Raw genomic sequence first — 14,568 nt, forward strand, 5'->3', positions numbered from 1 at the left:
ATGGCCTCCGTCACCTACGATCGGGCGAGCCGCATCTACCCCGGCTCCGACAAGCCCGCGGTCGACGCCCTCGACCTCGAGATCGCCGACGGCGAGTTCCTCGTCCTGGTCGGCCCCTCCGGCTGCGGCAAGTCCACCAGCCTCCGGATGCTCGCCGGACTGGAGGACATCGACGACGGCGCGATCCGCATCGGGGACCGGGACGTCACGCACCTGAAGTCCAAGGACCGGGACATCGCCATGGTGTTCCAGAGCTACGCGCTCTACCCGCACATGACGGTGGCCGACAACATGGGCTTCGCGCTCAAGATCGCCGGGGTCGGCAAAGAGGAGATCGCCCAGCGGGTCCGGGAGGCGGCGAAGATCCTCGACCTCGAGACCTTCCTGGACCGCAAGCCCAAGGCCCTCTCCGGCGGTCAGCGCCAGCGCGTCGCCATGGGCCGGGCGATCGTGCGCTCGCCGCAGGTGTTCCTCATGGACGAGCCGCTGTCCAACCTCGACGCCAAGCTGCGCGTGCAGACCCGCACGCAGATCGCCGCACTGCAGCGTCGGCTGGGGACCACGACGGTCTACGTCACCCACGACCAGGTCGAGGCGATGACGATGGGGGACCGCGTGGCCGTGCTGCGGGCCGGCGTCCTCGAGCAGTGCGACACGCCCCTGCGGCTCTACCAGGAGCCGGTCAACGTCTTCGTCGCCGGGTTCATCGGTTCCCCCGGCATGAACATCGCCGAGTTCCGGCTGGACGACGGGCACGCGGTGCTCGGGAGCGCCCGCCTCCCGCTGACCACCACAGCCCTGAGCGCGCTCTCGGCGGAAGGGGCCGACCGCGTCGTCGTCGGCTTCCGGCCGGAGGCCCTCGACCTCGCCACGGAGCACGACGCCGGCGCCTTCGCCGTGGACGTCGGGGTGGTGGAGGAACTCGGCTCCGACGCGTTCCTGCACGGGACGTTGCCGGAACTGGTGGAGGCATCGGGCCCGCTCGGCGAGAACATCGTCGCGCGGGTCGACCCCGCCCGGCCACCCGCGAAGGGGGAGCGGGTGCACCTGCGAATCCAGCCGGGCAAGGAGCACCTCTTCTCCCCGTCGACCGGACACCGGATCCCCTCCTGAACGCGGCAGGAGGACCAGCCGTGCAAGAGCTCAGCACCGCGAACCTGACGGCCCTCGCCGGCTCGCTGCCCGTGCCGTCCTACGACCGGTCGCAGGTGCGGACCGGGATCGTGCACCTGGGGGTAGGGGCGTTCCACCGGTCCCACCAGGCCATGTACGTCGACCGGCTCCTGGAGCAGGGGGAGGCGCAGGACTGGGGCATCTGCGGTGTCGGCGTGCTGCCGTCCGACCGCCGGATGGCCGAGGTGATGGCGGCCCACGACTGCCTCTACACGCTGGTCGTCAAGCACCCCGACGGCGCCATGGAGCCGCGGGTCGTGGGCTCGATCGTCGAGTACCTCCTCGCGCCCGACGACCCCGAGGCGGTCGTGGAGAAGATGGCGGCCGAGACGACGCGGATCGTGTCGCTGACGGTCACCGAGGGCGGCTACAACATCGCCGCGATCACCGACGAGTTCGACGCGACCCATCCCGACATCGTCTCCGACCTCCGGCCGGGCGCTGCGCTGCGGACGTCGTTCGGCCTGGTGACCGAGGCGCTGGTGCGCCGGCGCGACCGCGGTCTGGCGCCGTTCACCGTGGTGTCCTGCGACAACATCCAGCACAACGGCGACGTGGCCCGCCGCAGCTTCGCCGCCTTCGCCGCCCTGCGGGACCCCGACCTCGGTGCCTGGGTGCAACGGGAGGTGCCCTTCCCCAACTCCATGGTCGACCGGATCACCCCCGCGACCACCGACGACGACCGGGCGGAGGTGGCCCGGCGGTTCGGCGTCGCCGACGGGTGGCCGGTGGTCTGCGAGCCCTTCACCCAGTGGGTCCTCGAGGACCGCTTCAGCCTCGGGCGCCCGCCGCTGGAGGACGCCGGTGTCCAGATCGTCGACGACGTGGACCCCTACGAGCGGATGAAGCTGCGGCTGCTCAACGCCGGCCACCAGGGGCTGGCCTACCTCGGTCGGCTCGCCGGCTACCGGCTGGTCCACGACGCGGCGCAGGACCCGCTGTTCCAGGCGTTCCTGCTCGGCTACATGGAGGAGGAGGCGACCCCGACCCTGCTGCCGGTCCCCGGCATCGACCTCGACGACTACCGGCGGGAGCTCATCGCCCGCTTCTCCAACCCCGCCGTCCGCGACACGCTCGCGCGGCTGGCCTTCGACGGCTCGGAACGGCTGACCAAGTGGCTGCTCCCGGTCGTCCAGGACAACCTGGCCGCCGGCGGCGAGGTGCGCCGGTCGGCCGCGGTCGTCGCCGGCTGGGCGCGGTACTCCGAGGGCGTGGACGAGCAGGGCGAGCCGATCGAGATCGCCGACCGGAGGCGGGAGTCGCTCAGGGCCGCCGCCCTCCGCCAGCGGGAGGACCCGCTCGCCTTCATCGCCGACCGGGAGCTGTTCGGGAACCTGGTCGACGACGAGCGGTTCACCGGCCCCTACCTCGCGGCGCTGACCTCGCTGTACGAGCGCGGGGCCCGGGCCACCCTCGAGGCGTTGGTCGAGCAGGGGCGGACGCCGTCGACCGCGCTGGGCAGCACCGGGCGCTGACACCGGTATTCGTCGTCGTCGGGGAGGCGCTGGTCGACCTGGTCGGGGAGCAGGGCAGCCGCGCGTTCGTCGCGCACCCCGGCGGGAGCCCGGCCAACGTCGCCCTCGGTCTGTCCCGGCTGGGCGAGGCCGTCACGCTGGTGACCCGGCTGGGCGCGGATCCCTTCGGGAAGATGGTGTCCGCCCACCTGCGGGCCAGTGGCGTCCGGGTCGACGCGGATCCCCGGCCGGGGACCAGGACCAGCCTGGCCATCGCCACTCTCGCGGCGGGCAGCGCCACCTACGACTTCCGCATCGAGTGGGACGTCGGGGACCTCGGGCCCCTCCCGGACGAGACCCTCTGCCTGCACACCGGCTCCCTCGCCACGGCACTGGCGCCCGGGAGCGGCCGCGTCGTCGAGCTCCTCGAGCGCGAGCGGCAGGAGGGCCGGGTGACGATCTCGTACGACCCCAACGTGCGGCCGGCGCTGCTGGGCGAGCCGGACGACGCCCGACCCGGCATCGAGCACGTCGTCGGGCTGTCCGATGTCGTCAAGGTCAGCGACGAGGACCTGGCGTGGCTCTACCCGGACCGCAGGGACGAGGACGTCGCACACGACTGGCTGGGCGCGGGACCGGGTCTCGTCGTGGTGACCCGGGGCGCGGGCGGTGTCCTCGCGGTGAACGCCGAGGTGCGAGTGGAGCTGCCCGCGAGGCCGGTCGAGCTGGTGGACACCGTGGGGGCAGGGGACTCCTTCACCGCCGGGCTGCTGCACTCGCTGCGCCGTGCGGACCTCCTCGGCGGTCCGCAGCGCGAGGCGCTGGCGGCGGTCGACGAGACGACGCTGACCGGCGTCCTGGCCGAGGCCGGCCGGGTGGCGGCGATCACGTGCTCCCGCCCGGGGGCCGATCCGCCGACCCGAGCCGAACTCGACGCCATGTGACCATTCACCGACTCCCGGGTCGCACAGCGGCGGGGTGCCGGATCCAGCGGTGCGGGAGCCCGGCCGGTGAGGCGCGCGCCGGTGACCGGCCGCAGCGCACGGGGACCCGGGTGCACTCAGTCCCACTGCCACCACTGGGGGGATCGGGGCTCGAACCCACGACCCAGGGATCATGAGGACGTTCAGGCAGCCGGATCGGGGATGGGTCTGCCGTGGGGACGGAGGAGGCCGAGGTGACCGAGACGACGGTCGCTCAGGTGATGGCCGAGCTGGCCGAGCTCGAGGACCCGAGGATCCGCGAGGCCAACGAAAGCACGGTGGCGACCACGGGGTGAACCTCGGCGAGCTGCGCGCGCTCGCAAGCGCCTGAAGACGCAGCAGGAACTCGCGCGCCGGCTCTGGGCGACGGATGACACCGCGGCGAGACTGCTGGCGCTCCTGATCTGCCGCCCCAAGGCGTTCGAGCGGGACGAGCTGGACGTCATGGTGCGCGAGGCGCGCTCTCCCAAGGTGCACGACTGGTTCGTGAACCACGTGGTGAAGAAGCACCCGCACGCCGAGGAGCTGCGCCTGACCTGGTCCGCCGATCCGGATCCGGTGGTCGCGAGTGCCGGTTGGGCGCTGACCACCGAGCGGGTGAGGAGGAGGCCTGAGGGCCTCGACCTCGCCGGACTGCTCGACGTCATCGAGGCGGAGATGAAGGACGCCCCGGATCGCCTGCAGTGGGCGATGAACGAGTGCCTGGGGCACATCGGGATCGAGCACGCCGAGCACCGCGCCCGTGCGATCGACATCGGTGAGCGCCTGAAGGTGCTCGAGGACTACCCGACGTCCCCGGCTGCACGTCTCCGTTCGTGCCCATCTGGATCGCCGAGATGGTCCGCCGCCAGCACGACCAGTAGCAACGTCCGCGCTCATGCTCGTGCCGGATCGGCTGACGGCCTCCCACCGGCGCACGCAGGACGACTGCCGTGGGCGGGTGGGCTCGAACCCACGACCAGGGATCAAGGACCCGCAGAGGTCCAGCATCGGCTCCGCTGGCTGTGGACCCCCGGTCCGGCCCGGCACACGGGGGAGCAGGGACGACACCCGCTCCTCCGTCGTGGATCGTCAGGCCGACGTAGCGCTCCGTCGCGGCGATCGCTCGGACGGGACGGCTGTGGCCGCCGGGCGGGAAGCGTCGTAGGTCTCCCGGTCCAGGAGGACCTGGCCCATGTCCGATTCGGCCCAGTCCTCCGATCCGCGCATGACGTGATGGAGCGACAGGCCGAGGTCGGTCAGCGCGTACGAGACCGTCACCGGCACCCGCGGGGAAGCGGGCAGGAGTGTGGACGCGCCGAGTCGTCGGGACCCAGGACGGGACCACCGACGACGTCCAGCGCGCAAGATCATGATCGGGATGGAGTCATCAGACAGTCGGTGGTCCGCCTCGACCGTTACGCTGGCCTTGCGTCGCAGAATGCGGAGGTAGGTCATGCGGTCACGCATCGGCTGGACTCTGCAGCGGATCGCCGTTCTCGAGAATGTTGCCGACGATGATGTGATCGGTCGTCGGACGTTTCGTCAGGCCGGGCTGAGACTCGATGACGGACCCATCGCGGTACTGAACGAGGGTGAAGGCTGCCACCGGCCCAGCTACTCGACAAGCAGAGGTCCGCCCTGCGCGCCAAGGAGATCGACCTCGAGATAGCTCGCAAACAGCGCAAGCTGGCCGAAACCGAGATCGAGGGCTTCGAACGCCGCCGGCTCGCGGGGCAGGACTCCAGCTCCGCGCAGGACCATCAAGGACCTGCGATCCCATCAGTGACCTGCGATCCACTGATCAAGGAAGTGGCATCATGAAGCGGACCATCATCTGGGCCCTGATAGTCGGCGCCGTCGTGGCACTCATCCTGGTCGTCACGGCCGTCAGCATGTCGGCATCGGGCTTCCGGCTCGACGTGGAGCGCTGGGTGCTCATCGGCGCTTTCCTGGTTGTCATCTCCATGGCGACTGCCGTGATGGTGTCAGTGCTTACCACGCTCCAGGATGTCCGGCAACAGACAGCTGGAAACACCACCGGACGCAGGACTGGAAACGACAGCGGGGACGATGAGTCCGGCAAGCTCTAGGGATGCCCGCGCCCCTTCGGGCGCTCGATGGCGTCCATGAGACAAACGAGTTGCACCGGCAGCTCATGCACATCATCAGGGCTATCAGGTACCGGAAGCGGTCGGTGTGCCGTGTGACTGGCACCAGGCTCGAGTCCGGACCCCTTCTGTGACCCCACCCGCAAGAATTCCTACGCGGCATCGTGGGCCCTGATGGACCCCACGGCCATGATCAGGGCGCCAGGAAGGTGCGCCATCCGTCGGGAGGTGGTTGACCCGGCGAGAGCGTCCGCAGCCGGGCGAGCGTGGTCGGGTCCTGGGCTTCCAGCCAGGCGACGAGTTGGCGGAAGGACACCAGGCGGACGTCAGGCTGTTCGGCCATCTGGCGCAGGGCCTCCTCGACGGCGTCCATGTAGATGCCGCCGTTCCACTGCTCGAAGTGGTTGCCGATGAACAGCGGCGCCCGGTTGCTGGTGTAGGCGCGTTGGAAGCCCGCGAGGTAGGCGTCGCGGGCCTGGGCTCGCCAGGTCGGGTACATGCCCGGGTCGCCGTCCGTATCGCCGTTGGTCTGCTTGTACATGATGTTGTAGTCCATCGCCAGGGCGTGGCGGGCCTTACCGGCGGGGGCATCGGGGAACGGCACAGCCTGCAGTGGGAAGTCCCACAGGCCCGACCGCCGACCGGGCCAGACCTGCACTCCACCGGGTGAGCTGGCGTCGTACTTCCAGCCCAGCGCGGCGGCGGTGGGCAGCAACCCCTCCCGGCCCTGCAGGCAGGGGGTGCGGCCGCCGATGAGCTCACGCTCGTAGTCGAAGGGGAGCGGCGCCACGTCGGGTCGGCCGGTCAGCCCGGTGGTGGTCTTCCAGGTCTGCACGAACCGCTTGGCCTGGGCGATCTCCTCGGCCCAGTCGGCCGGCGTCCACAGCGCGACCCCGTTGTCCCCACAGAAGTGCCCGTTGAAGTGGGTGCCGATCTCGTGGCCGTCCAGCCACGCGGCGCGGACCTCGCTCATGGTGGCGACGACCTCGGCGGTGGACAGGAACTCGATGTCCGAGGCGCCCACCGGATGCCGTGGCGGGGCGTACAGCATCCGGTGTTCGGACGGCAGGGCGTAAATGCCGCTGAGGAAGAAGGTCATCGCCGCGCCGTACTCGGCCGCCAGCGAGCGGAACCGCGGGAACAGCCCGGTCTCCAGGTTGGCGGCTCCGTCCCAGGAGAAGACGACGAACTGCGGCGGCGTCTGTCCTGGCTCCAGCCGCTGGGGCACGGGCTGGTTGGGCTGGGGACCTGTGTCGGCGGTCGACCCGTCGCCGATGAGCCGCTCGGTTCTGCCACTGCTCTCGGCAGCAGGGTGGTGCCCGGTCAAGCCACGACCCAGGCCGATCCCCAGCACTGCTACCGACGCATATTCCAGGAACTCCCGCCGAGACAACCCGCTCATGTGGCCGAGCCCCTTCCGCTTGGCATCGTGTGCGGATGTCGAGTCCGACCGGGCTCGAACGGCATCCGCAGGTCGGCCGCCACCATCAGCGCGGCCAGCTGCTCGTGGACGAAGCGGTCGCGGGGCCATCGTTCACGCGCTCCAGCGTCAGCCGGTGGTGACGCGCCGAGCATCTGGACGACTGTCCACGAACCCGTCACGAGGTGTCCTCGTCGACATGGACCGTTCATCGACGCGTGTCGGCCGTGTCGTCTCAGAACGCGTCTCGGAACTCGCTCACCGTGCTTGCCGATCCAGGCCAGGGTGCGTTCCACGACTCAGCGGTGGGGCATGACCTGGCAGCCGGTCAGGTCATCGGTGCGCTCGACGATGCTGACGGTGAGCGCGAGCACCGTCTGCGCCCAGCGCACCAGGCGTCCGGCGTAGCCGCTGTCGGCCCAGATCAGGACGATGGTGGAGGACTTGGCGCGCAGCGCGGCCCGCAGCCGGACCGCGCCGTCGCGGTCCTGGATGCCGGCGATGGTGACCACGACCGTCAGCAGCAGCCCGCCGGTGTCGACGGCCAGGTGCCGCTCGCGGCCGTTGATGCGCTTGCCGGCGTCGTAGCCGCGCGAGCGGGCGGGGCACGGTGTCCGCGCCACGGACCGAGGCGGAGTCGATGGCCGCCGCGGTCGGGTCCGGGTGCCGTCCGGCCCGGATGCGGGCCCGGTCGCGCAGCGCGTCATGGATGCGGGCCCACGCGCCGGCGGCCGCCAACGACAGAACAGCCCGTAGACGGTCTTGGCGGAAACTCCGCGGGTAGCTGCCGCCAGGCCAGCCCGCCGCGGACCAGGTGGAAGATCGCATCCAGCATCCGGCGGCGCGGCTGCTGCCAGGGCCGTCTCACCGTGGCCGGCGGTGTTGCCCGGCGCCGGGAGCAGCAGCGGCTCCAGCAGCGCCCACCGAGGTCTTCTCACCAGGTCCGTGCCCGTTGAAGGCTGCGAGCGACGCCGTTGGCCAGGCCTGCAGCGAGTCGTCAGTGACTTCCAGCGCGGCCCCTCGGAACAGGATCCCGCCAAGAAGCACTCGGCGCTCGGCCGTCTCGCGGCGCTGACCTGCAGAGATGCCTCTCTGGCCCGTCCGTGGACGGCGAATCCTGGTGAGAAGACCTCACTACCTCAGTCCAACGAACGAGGCACCGAGTACCTATTCGAACGAACAAGGTAGTGAGTGGTGGTTCGCGATGGGGCGGGTGGGGCTCGAACCCACGACCCAGGGATTATGAGTGCTCACGCACTGTGCGCTGTGCTCAGCTGGGAAGACGCAGGTCAGCGTGGAGCGACAGGCGTCGAGTACTCGGGTCTTCTGACAGACGGCGACGAACCTCGAGGGCAAACGACAGCGATCGAAAGGATCCTGACCCGGCTCCAGTCGTACTTGACGACGGGACGCCGTGGTGACGTTCCGGTGACGCGGTGGACTCACACTCGGAGGGGGAGTAACCCCTCCCTACAGGGACCAAGAAGGTCGGTGGACCGATGAAGCAGCCTACTCGTCGCACCAAGGCTTTGGTGGTGTTCCTCACCCTAGCGTCACCCCTAATTGCCGCCCCTTCCTGCGGTGGTGCTGGCAGCAGAGTGTTGGACTCCGGGATCACCCTAATTGAGAATGGGGATGCTGTCATTCGCGATCATCCTGGAGGAGCAGGCGCCGGAGGCCTCGGCACCGGCGGCGCATACTGCGGGGTGTCAGGGGATTGCGACTGATAACAGCCATAGAGCTGGGCGCCGCACTGGCACCGCAAGAATACCTAAGCGCCATGAACCAGTCCTCGGCGCAAGACAAAGACGTCTTCATCAGTTATCGCCGAGCGGAGTCCGATCCCGCAGGGCGGCTGTACGAGCATCTTTTGGGACGCCACCTCGGTTGGAACCTGTTCTTTGATGTCGATACAGCAGAACCCGGTTCAAACTTTCTACATCAGATTGACCAGTTCCTGAGAGGTATCGATCATCCTCTTGATCGCGGCGTTCTGGTTCTCGCGCTGATTGGGCACCAGTGGAACCCTATTGTTGACGAGGTTCGCGGACGGCGGCGGTTGAACAGCGATCGCGACTACGTACGGCATGAACTGGAGGTTGCGCTAAACCGAGGCGTCCCAATATTGCCTATCCTGTTCGAAGACGCAAGGATGCCTGGCCCGGACGAGCTTCCTGATTCACTCAGCGAGCTATCTCTGATAAGTGCTCTACAGTTACGTCACCGAAGCTATAAGAGTGATATGGACGAAATTGTAAGTAGAGCCAGCGCGATTCTTGATAAGCAGCAGGGGAAGTCGGTTAAGGTAAAGCTTGAGCATAGCGACTCGCGCAGCCGGTCTGTGACTGTGATCCTTCGCCGAGAGCAACACCTGATCTATTACCGGACTCTACACTCGGGCAGGCATTTCCTATCAGTCGATGGCCGCGCACTGACCGAACCTGAGTTGCACACTGCGAGCGCCGGGCAACGACTTCTGTATCGCATCGCATGGAACAGATTCGAGCTCAGCGATGGCCCAACCTCAGTATTAGGGGAAGTGAATGTTCGATACATGACGGACTTTCTGCGAATCCGGGCCTTTGAAGTAAAGATCGACCAAAAAATCGTCTACTCGGAAGGGAAGGTCACTTGATCACACGTGGACGTGTCAGTCCTCAGGCTTACCCTTATGCGTACCAGCAATCGAGCTCCTCCGCCTGTGGAAGCTGCCGTGGTCCAACTTGCTTACGGCCCGATAAGGACTCGGGCGTCATATCCGAGTTGTGCAACTTCCTCTGACGGAGCTTGCGCCGCCGCCCTGCGTTGGATGGCTCGGTACGGTGATGACTCACGGGCAGCTGTGAGGGTGGTACCCGACTGGCGCGCTGCACTTCCCATCCTCAGGTGTCAGGTGGTCCGCTGGGCGATCACCTCGAAGTGGTGCACCAGTTGGCCGACGATGTGCGGCTAGACTTCGCCCTGGAGCTCCAACGTCATGCCGCGCCAGCGCACCGCGTCGGCCGGGGTGATGTCAGTGGCCGACGCGGGCAGGAACACCCGGTAGCGGGTGGACACCGGCCCCTCGATGGGCTCCTGCGACCCGAGCGGGCGCACCTCCGCCGCGTAGGGGTGGCCTGCGCAGCGAGGTCGCGGTGGTGCGGCCACCAGGAGCTGCGTTGGCTGGTCGGGCCCAACCATCGAGCCTGGCCCGACGAGCTACTCCTCGGGCTCCTCGAACTCGGAGGTAGCTCGTTCGGCAGGGGACCCGTTTGGTGGCAGGCTCGTGGCCTGCGCCCGGTGCTCGTCGGGCTCAAGCACACCGCGTTCCTCGTCCACCACCGTGGGGGGCTTGCGCCGCGCCCGTGCCGACCGCAGGGCAAGGCGTGCGAAGCAGGCCTTGCCCTGCGGTCGGCCCGACGTGCCCGCTCGGCCGGTGACAACACGCCATCAGGGTCGACCCGGCGCTCAAGCCGGTCCAACAGGGCACGACGCGCTGCGGCTGTCCGCGCACTGGGGTCAGCGGTGTTGGCCCACGACTCATGTGCAGCGAGTCGCGCGATGAGGGAGCGGTCGGCGGTCATGTCTCAGAGGCTTGCCGCCCCTCTCCAGCTCTTCTCCAGGGACTTCGAGAGCGCAGGCGGCGACGCCGACTTGCTGGTGGATTCTCCGGTTCGTCTCCGGTTTCTCTCTTCCTTTCCTGACCTACCCCTCGCAGCACGCCGCTTCCCTCCAGGGAGAAGGCCGCTGGCCGCGACTCAGGGAATTTTGGGAGAAACGGCTGTCAGCGCAGCCCTCGACCATCCCTGAAGCTCGTCGCTACGCTGGCGATCGGCTCTCGGCTGTGCGGGTGAGAAGCGTAACCGACCGAGTGCTTCAGTTCGGCGTGAAGAACTAGAGACATACTGGAGGGCGTCGCTCAACCGGCGGTCCGCTCCTCGGTCAAGGCGTCGATCGCGGAGATGCTGCGCGGCTCGCCGTAGTGGCGGGCGTACCGCTCGATAACGCCTCTGCGTGACGACCACCTTGGCCTTGCGCTCGACCTGTGAAGCCGAGGCCGCCGTAGATGGGGCAGCGGATTACGCCCTTCACCCTCGAAGGGCCAACGTGACCTGTAACAGCACGGCGAACGCAGTCTCACCGGCGTGGCGGCCCCAGTCGCTCAGAGGATCCTGGCGCTCACCGCCGACATCTGGCACGGCCACGCCACGGGCCAGCCAATCCCCCGATCACTGCTTGCCTACGACCAGTGACCGACCTTCAGACTTGTTCGTCATAGGCGGCACGCCACGCAAACCGGAATGAAACGCCGAGCGGTCCGGGGTCATCGCCGCCGGCATGTGGAGGTTCCGTTGCAACAGGCCTGCAATGGAATCCGCGTAGTCCCCCGACGCTTGCCGTCGTACTTGGCATACAACGAGCATTACGGTCAAACGCCCGGACAGCCGCCGTCACCCAAGCCCGCCTCGAGCTCCTCAAGCGCCGGGAGATACGAGGGCGGTGCGGTGTACTCGGCTGCCGCCTCGTCGATCCATAGGTACTCAGCATGGAAGGCACGCCAACGCGCGTACACGGCGCAGTAGTCCGCCGACGACACGTTCTTGATGCAGTGCCAGAATTTCGTTGCAGGGTGGTTTGCTTGCCAACTCGGGGGTGTGAAGTTCATGTAGCTATCAAGCTTCCCCTCGAACGACATGAACGTGTCGGCGAGGTCGATCATCGGCTCAGGGAAGTCAGTACCTGGATTCTGAACGACATACAGGCCTCTGTCGTGAACGTATGCGTAGATCGCGCCATAGTAGCCTTCATCATCGGCGTCGCCCGAATGCATCTCGTCAAAGAAGAATCCCTGCAGCGTGGGGTAACGCTGGAGGTACAAGTCGATCTCGTCCCGGACGTTCTGTATATTCTCAGGCGAGCGCGATATTCCTAGCATGTGCCTTCCGCCGCCGTCGGTACTGATGGCCTCCGAATTACCGGCGAGAGCATTGGGTTGGCTGTCTGCTAACCGGAACCTCTCCGCGGTCGCATCAGGGATTACCCAGTAGTTGGTCCGCTCCGTCAGCCCCGAAGGGAGCGCCCCCTCGGAGGTGACCCAGACCGGGCCAAAGCCCGCAGGCAGGCCGTGCTCTACGGGCTGGAGGTTGCCGCTCCCGTCCTCCCTAAGCGCCGTGAAGCTGTCGGTCGCGTGGCTGGCGGCGAACCAGAACTGCCGCTGAACATCGAGCTGATGATCATGATAGTTCGTCGTGACATATGCCAGTACCGTATGGCCGAGGCGCTGCGAGTCAACAATTTGGCCTGTGTATGCCGTGTGGGTCGAACCCCCCTCGGTGAAGGCTCTACCGTAGCCTGGCCCCGAGTTGGGGTTGATGATCAGCCAAGCCATGACCCGGGGGTCGACGTTGTCGCTGACCGCTTCCCACTTGGAGCCACCAGGAAAGTAATACGACACCGCGGCCAACATCTACCCTCGCCTCACAGATCTCATCTCCGGAGAAATCGGCACTAGCCTCACCTGTGTCGAGGACGGGGCGAGGCCAGCGCGGCGCCGCAGGTCTAGCAGGCAGTAGACATCCTCCTGCGACTACATCACCGCGGCGTCACGTAGCCGTCACCGCCGGGCAGGAACCGGAGGCTGGCTGCCGACCCAGTACTGGGAACAGGCAGGGTCCCATGGCATGCCGTTCGCCTTGCGATGACCGTCCCTTATGACCCGCCTGATGTGGAGTCGCGTACGGGGACGTAAACCGGCACGCATGCCGTGGGCTGGCCGTGGTGCTGGCCGTGATCGCTTCACTGTCGAGCGCGGCCTTGTGAACGGTGCTGGGTGGTAAGCCGAGGCCGGCCGCCAGCCCGGCCCGGACTTGCCGTCGTCGTGGTCGTCGGGCTGACCCTGGCCGTGGCGCGCGCCCTATGCCAGGGCCAGTGGGTGGTCGGGGAGTGCTGGCCCTCGTCGGACTAGCGGCGGTGCTCTGTCCCTTGGCGGACGCCGCGATCAGCCGACGGTCCGAGTTCGCCGCCGACCGGTTCGCCGCCGATCACGGCCTCGCACTAGATTCGGCTGCCGCGGTCCATGCATTGAATGACGGCAGCGCTGCCTGCGGATGGTCGCGGCGGCTTCTGGCATCCCACCCGACCCCCGATCGGCGGATCAGCGCGATCTTGACGACGACCGTCTACCGGCACGCCTGACCCTCGTGTTGGAGGAGCGGGTCGCTGCGTGATGTCGCGGTCCCACGGCTCCCCGCTGCCGTCCCCAACGCGGCCATAGGAGTGCCCGCCGAGCGTGGTGACCTGAGGTCAATGTTTGCCGCTGTGTGCCAGCGGAGCTTGTCCACCACAGTCCCGGCAGGTTCCTTGTCGTCCGGGCGGGCTCATTCACCTGGGGATTCGATTTATGTTGACCTACCAGGAATTGCGGCCCTTCGAACTGTTAAATCACAGGTTAGTGGTTTCGTACCCCGTCGCTCAATGTCGGCGTTGCCGGTTGGGTCGCTGGTCGCAATCTAGAGTCGATCCCCAAGCGCCGCTCGATGGAACGCGGCGCGGGCGCGCTCGTCCGCGGCGCTGGCCGCGTACCGGCCGACCATCTCTCGCGATCGCCAACCGGCCAGCCGCATCAAGTCCTGCTCCTGACCGCCGCTGGCCAGCCAAGTGTGGGCGTAGGTGTGTCGAAACCGGTGCGGGTGGACGTTCGGGACGCCGGCCTCGGCGGCCCGGCGCTCGAGGATCTGCCGAACGCCGGAGTCGGTGACCCTGCCCTTCTTCCCGAGCCACAACGCGGTAAGGGCGGCCTGGGGATGCTGTGTGCGGGCACGGAGGTACCGGCGTAACGCGTCGGCGGTCTTGGCCCCGTAGGGGACCGCTCGGCCGCGGCGCCCCTTTCCCATCACGAGCGCCACGCTGGTCTTGCTGTCGAGGTCCCCCAGATTGAGCCCGGCCAGCTTCCCGGCGCGCATCCCGGTGTCGATCAGCATGCGCAGGATCGCCATGTCGCGACGGTTCTCGAAGGTGTTGCCGCGGCAAGTGTCGAGTAGGGCACGCAGTTCGTCGTCGCTGAAGATGTCGACCGGCTGCTCGGGAGCCGCGGGCGGGCGCATCCGCTCCATCGGCGAGCGCGGGATCTCGCCGTCCTCGACCAGCCACCGGAACAGCTGCTGCATCGACCGGTAGTGCTTGGCGACGGTGGCGGGAGAGACGCGCTCAGTCAGCGCAGCCAGGAAGCCCTCGAGGTGCTCCCGTGCGATGCCGGACGCCGTTGTCGGCATCCCGGCCTCGGTGAGCCACGCCAGCAGGTTCTCGCCGACACGGAGATAGTTCGCGATCGTGCTCGGCGCGACATTGCGGGCCCGCAGGTGGGTCCGCCAGTCGGGCAGGAGGACGGAGAGGTCATCGACAGCAATGGAGGCGGTGCGCGCATGCGCCATGTCCGCCCTCGTGGCACAGTCCCCGGCTGTTCGAGCGCT

14 protein-coding genes and 1 pseudogene are annotated in these 14,568 nt (G+C 67.8%); 8 read left to right on the forward strand and 7 right to left on the reverse strand.

Annotation, left to right across the window (positions count from 1 at the left end):
* The 4 genes from ACWIX3_RS12800 (at position 1) to ACWIX3_RS12815 (ending at position 5,110) form a co-directional block, all read left to right on the forward strand.
* Positions 1 to 1,113 (forward strand): ABC transporter ATP-binding protein, encoded by a 1,113-nt coding sequence (locus ACWIX3_RS12800; protein WP_448607739.1) that lies wholly within the window; start codon positions 1 to 3, stop codon positions 1,111 to 1,113.
* A gap of 20 nt (positions 1,114 to 1,133) precedes the next feature.
* Positions 1,134 to 2,648, forward strand: a complete 1,515-nt coding sequence (locus ACWIX3_RS12805; RefSeq protein WP_448607740.1) for a mannitol dehydrogenase family protein — start codon at positions 1,134 to 1,136, stop codon at positions 2,646 to 2,648.
* Entirely contained in the window at positions 2,645 to 3,571 is a 927-nt protein-coding gene (locus tag ACWIX3_RS12810) for a carbohydrate kinase family protein (protein ID WP_448612467.1), read from the forward strand. The genes ACWIX3_RS12805 and ACWIX3_RS12810 overlap by 4 nt, the downstream gene beginning before the upstream one ends.
* A gap of 366 nt (positions 3,572 to 3,937) precedes the next feature.
* The gene (locus ACWIX3_RS12815) at positions 3,938 to 5,110 is read left to right on the forward strand and encodes a DNA alkylation repair protein (protein WP_448612468.1); all 1,173 of its coding nucleotides are present in this window, start codon (positions 3,938 to 3,940) and stop codon (positions 5,108 to 5,110) included.
* On the opposite strand, the gene ACWIX3_RS12820 is transcribed toward ACWIX3_RS12815, so the two are convergent.
* Positions 5,052 to 5,198 carry a hypothetical protein gene (locus ACWIX3_RS12820; RefSeq protein ID WP_448607741.1) on the reverse strand — a complete coding sequence of 49 codons (147 nt, stop codon included), beginning with the start codon at positions 5,196 to 5,198 and terminating at the stop codon, positions 5,052 to 5,054. The genes ACWIX3_RS12815 and ACWIX3_RS12820 overlap by 59 nt on opposite strands.
* Before the next feature lie 211 nt (positions 5,199 to 5,409).
* Between ACWIX3_RS12820 and ACWIX3_RS12825 the strand changes: the two genes are divergently transcribed.
* Positions 5,410 to 5,682, forward strand: coding sequence for a hypothetical protein (locus ACWIX3_RS12825; RefSeq protein ID WP_448607742.1), 273 nt, complete (start codon positions 5,410 to 5,412; stop codon positions 5,680 to 5,682).
* A 211-nt stretch (positions 5,683 to 5,893) separates the two neighbouring features.
* Here ACWIX3_RS12825 and ACWIX3_RS12830 read toward each other — a convergent pair whose 3' ends face one another.
* The 3 genes from ACWIX3_RS12830 to ACWIX3_RS12840 form a co-directional block, all read right to left on the reverse strand.
* Entirely contained in the window at positions 5,894 to 6,928 is a 1,035-nt protein-coding gene (locus ACWIX3_RS12830) for a hypothetical protein (RefSeq protein ID WP_448607743.1), read from the reverse strand.
* 491 nt (positions 6,929 to 7,419) lie between these two features.
* The gene (locus tag ACWIX3_RS12835; protein WP_448607744.1) at positions 7,420 to 7,743 is read right to left on the reverse strand and encodes a transposase; all 324 of its coding nucleotides are present in this window, start codon (positions 7,741 to 7,743) and stop codon (positions 7,420 to 7,422) included.
* A gap of 80 nt (positions 7,744 to 7,823) precedes the next feature.
* Positions 7,824 to 7,988, reverse strand: coding sequence for a transposase (locus tag ACWIX3_RS12840; RefSeq protein WP_448607745.1), 165 nt, complete (start codon positions 7,986 to 7,988; stop codon positions 7,824 to 7,826).
* A gap of 912 nt (positions 7,989 to 8,900) precedes the next feature.
* Here ACWIX3_RS12840 and ACWIX3_RS12845 point away from each other — a divergent pair.
* The gene (locus ACWIX3_RS12845) at positions 8,901 to 9,755 is read left to right on the forward strand and encodes a toll/interleukin-1 receptor domain-containing protein (RefSeq protein WP_448607746.1); all 855 of its coding nucleotides are present in this window, start codon (positions 8,901 to 8,903) and stop codon (positions 9,753 to 9,755) included.
* 314 nt (positions 9,756 to 10,069) lie between these two features.
* Here the strand turns inward: ACWIX3_RS12845 and ACWIX3_RS12850 are convergent, their stop codons facing one another.
* Positions 10,070 to 10,216 carry a hypothetical protein gene (locus ACWIX3_RS12850; protein ID WP_448607747.1) on the reverse strand — a complete coding sequence of 49 codons (147 nt, stop codon included), beginning with the start codon at positions 10,214 to 10,216 and terminating at the stop codon, positions 10,070 to 10,072.
* Positions 10,217 to 11,220: 1,004 nt separating this feature from the next.
* On the opposite strand from ACWIX3_RS12850, the pseudogene ACWIX3_RS12855 reads away from it, so the two are divergent.
* A pseudogene (locus ACWIX3_RS12855) lies at positions 11,221 to 11,352 on the forward strand (IS982 family transposase); the annotation flags it as partial.
* Between the two features lie 176 nt (positions 11,353 to 11,528).
* Here ACWIX3_RS12855 and ACWIX3_RS12860 read toward each other — a convergent pair.
* Entirely contained in the window at positions 11,529 to 12,566 is a 1,038-nt protein-coding gene (locus ACWIX3_RS12860) for a spherulation-specific family 4 protein (protein WP_448607748.1), read from the reverse strand.
* Positions 12,567 to 13,015: 449 nt separating this feature from the next.
* Here ACWIX3_RS12860 and ACWIX3_RS12865 point away from each other — a divergent pair, with 449 nt between their 5' ends.
* On the forward strand, positions 13,016 to 13,294 hold the full coding sequence (locus ACWIX3_RS12865; RefSeq protein WP_448607749.1) for a M48 family metalloprotease: 279 nt from the start codon (positions 13,016 to 13,018) through the stop codon (positions 13,292 to 13,294).
* A 314-nt stretch (positions 13,295 to 13,608) separates the two neighbouring features.
* Here ACWIX3_RS12865 and ACWIX3_RS12870 read toward each other — a convergent pair whose 3' ends face one another.
* Positions 13,609 to 14,529, reverse strand: coding sequence for a tyrosine-type recombinase/integrase (locus tag ACWIX3_RS12870; RefSeq protein ID WP_448607750.1), 921 nt, complete (start codon positions 14,527 to 14,529; stop codon positions 13,609 to 13,611).
* Between the last annotated feature and the right edge of the window lie 39 nt (positions 14,530 to 14,568).

Source organism: Geodermatophilus sp. URMC 60 (genome assembly GCF_053502585.1).

Coding starts and splice junctions, on each gene's coding strand:
- ACWIX3_RS12800 (WP_448607739.1), top strand. CDS start 1: ATGGCCTCCGTCACCTACGATCGGGCGAGCCGCATCTACCCCGGCTCC.
- ACWIX3_RS12825 (WP_448607742.1), top strand. CDS start 5,410: ATGAAGCGGACCATCATCTGGGCCCTGATAGTCGGCGCCGTCGTGGCA.
- ACWIX3_RS12845 (WP_448607746.1), top strand. CDS start 8,901: ATGAACCAGTCCTCGGCGCAAGACAAAGACGTCTTCATCAGTTATCGC.
- ACWIX3_RS12860 (WP_448607748.1), bottom strand. CDS start 12,566: ATGTTGGCCGCGGTGTCGTATTACTTTCCTGGTGGCTCCAAGTGGGAA.
- ACWIX3_RS12865 (WP_448607749.1), top strand. CDS start 13,016: ATGCCAGGGCCAGTGGGTGGTCGGGGAGTGCTGGCCCTCGTCGGACTA.
- ACWIX3_RS12870 (WP_448607750.1), bottom strand. CDS start 14,529: ATGGCGCATGCGCGCACCGCCTCCATTGCTGTCGATGACCTCTCCGTC.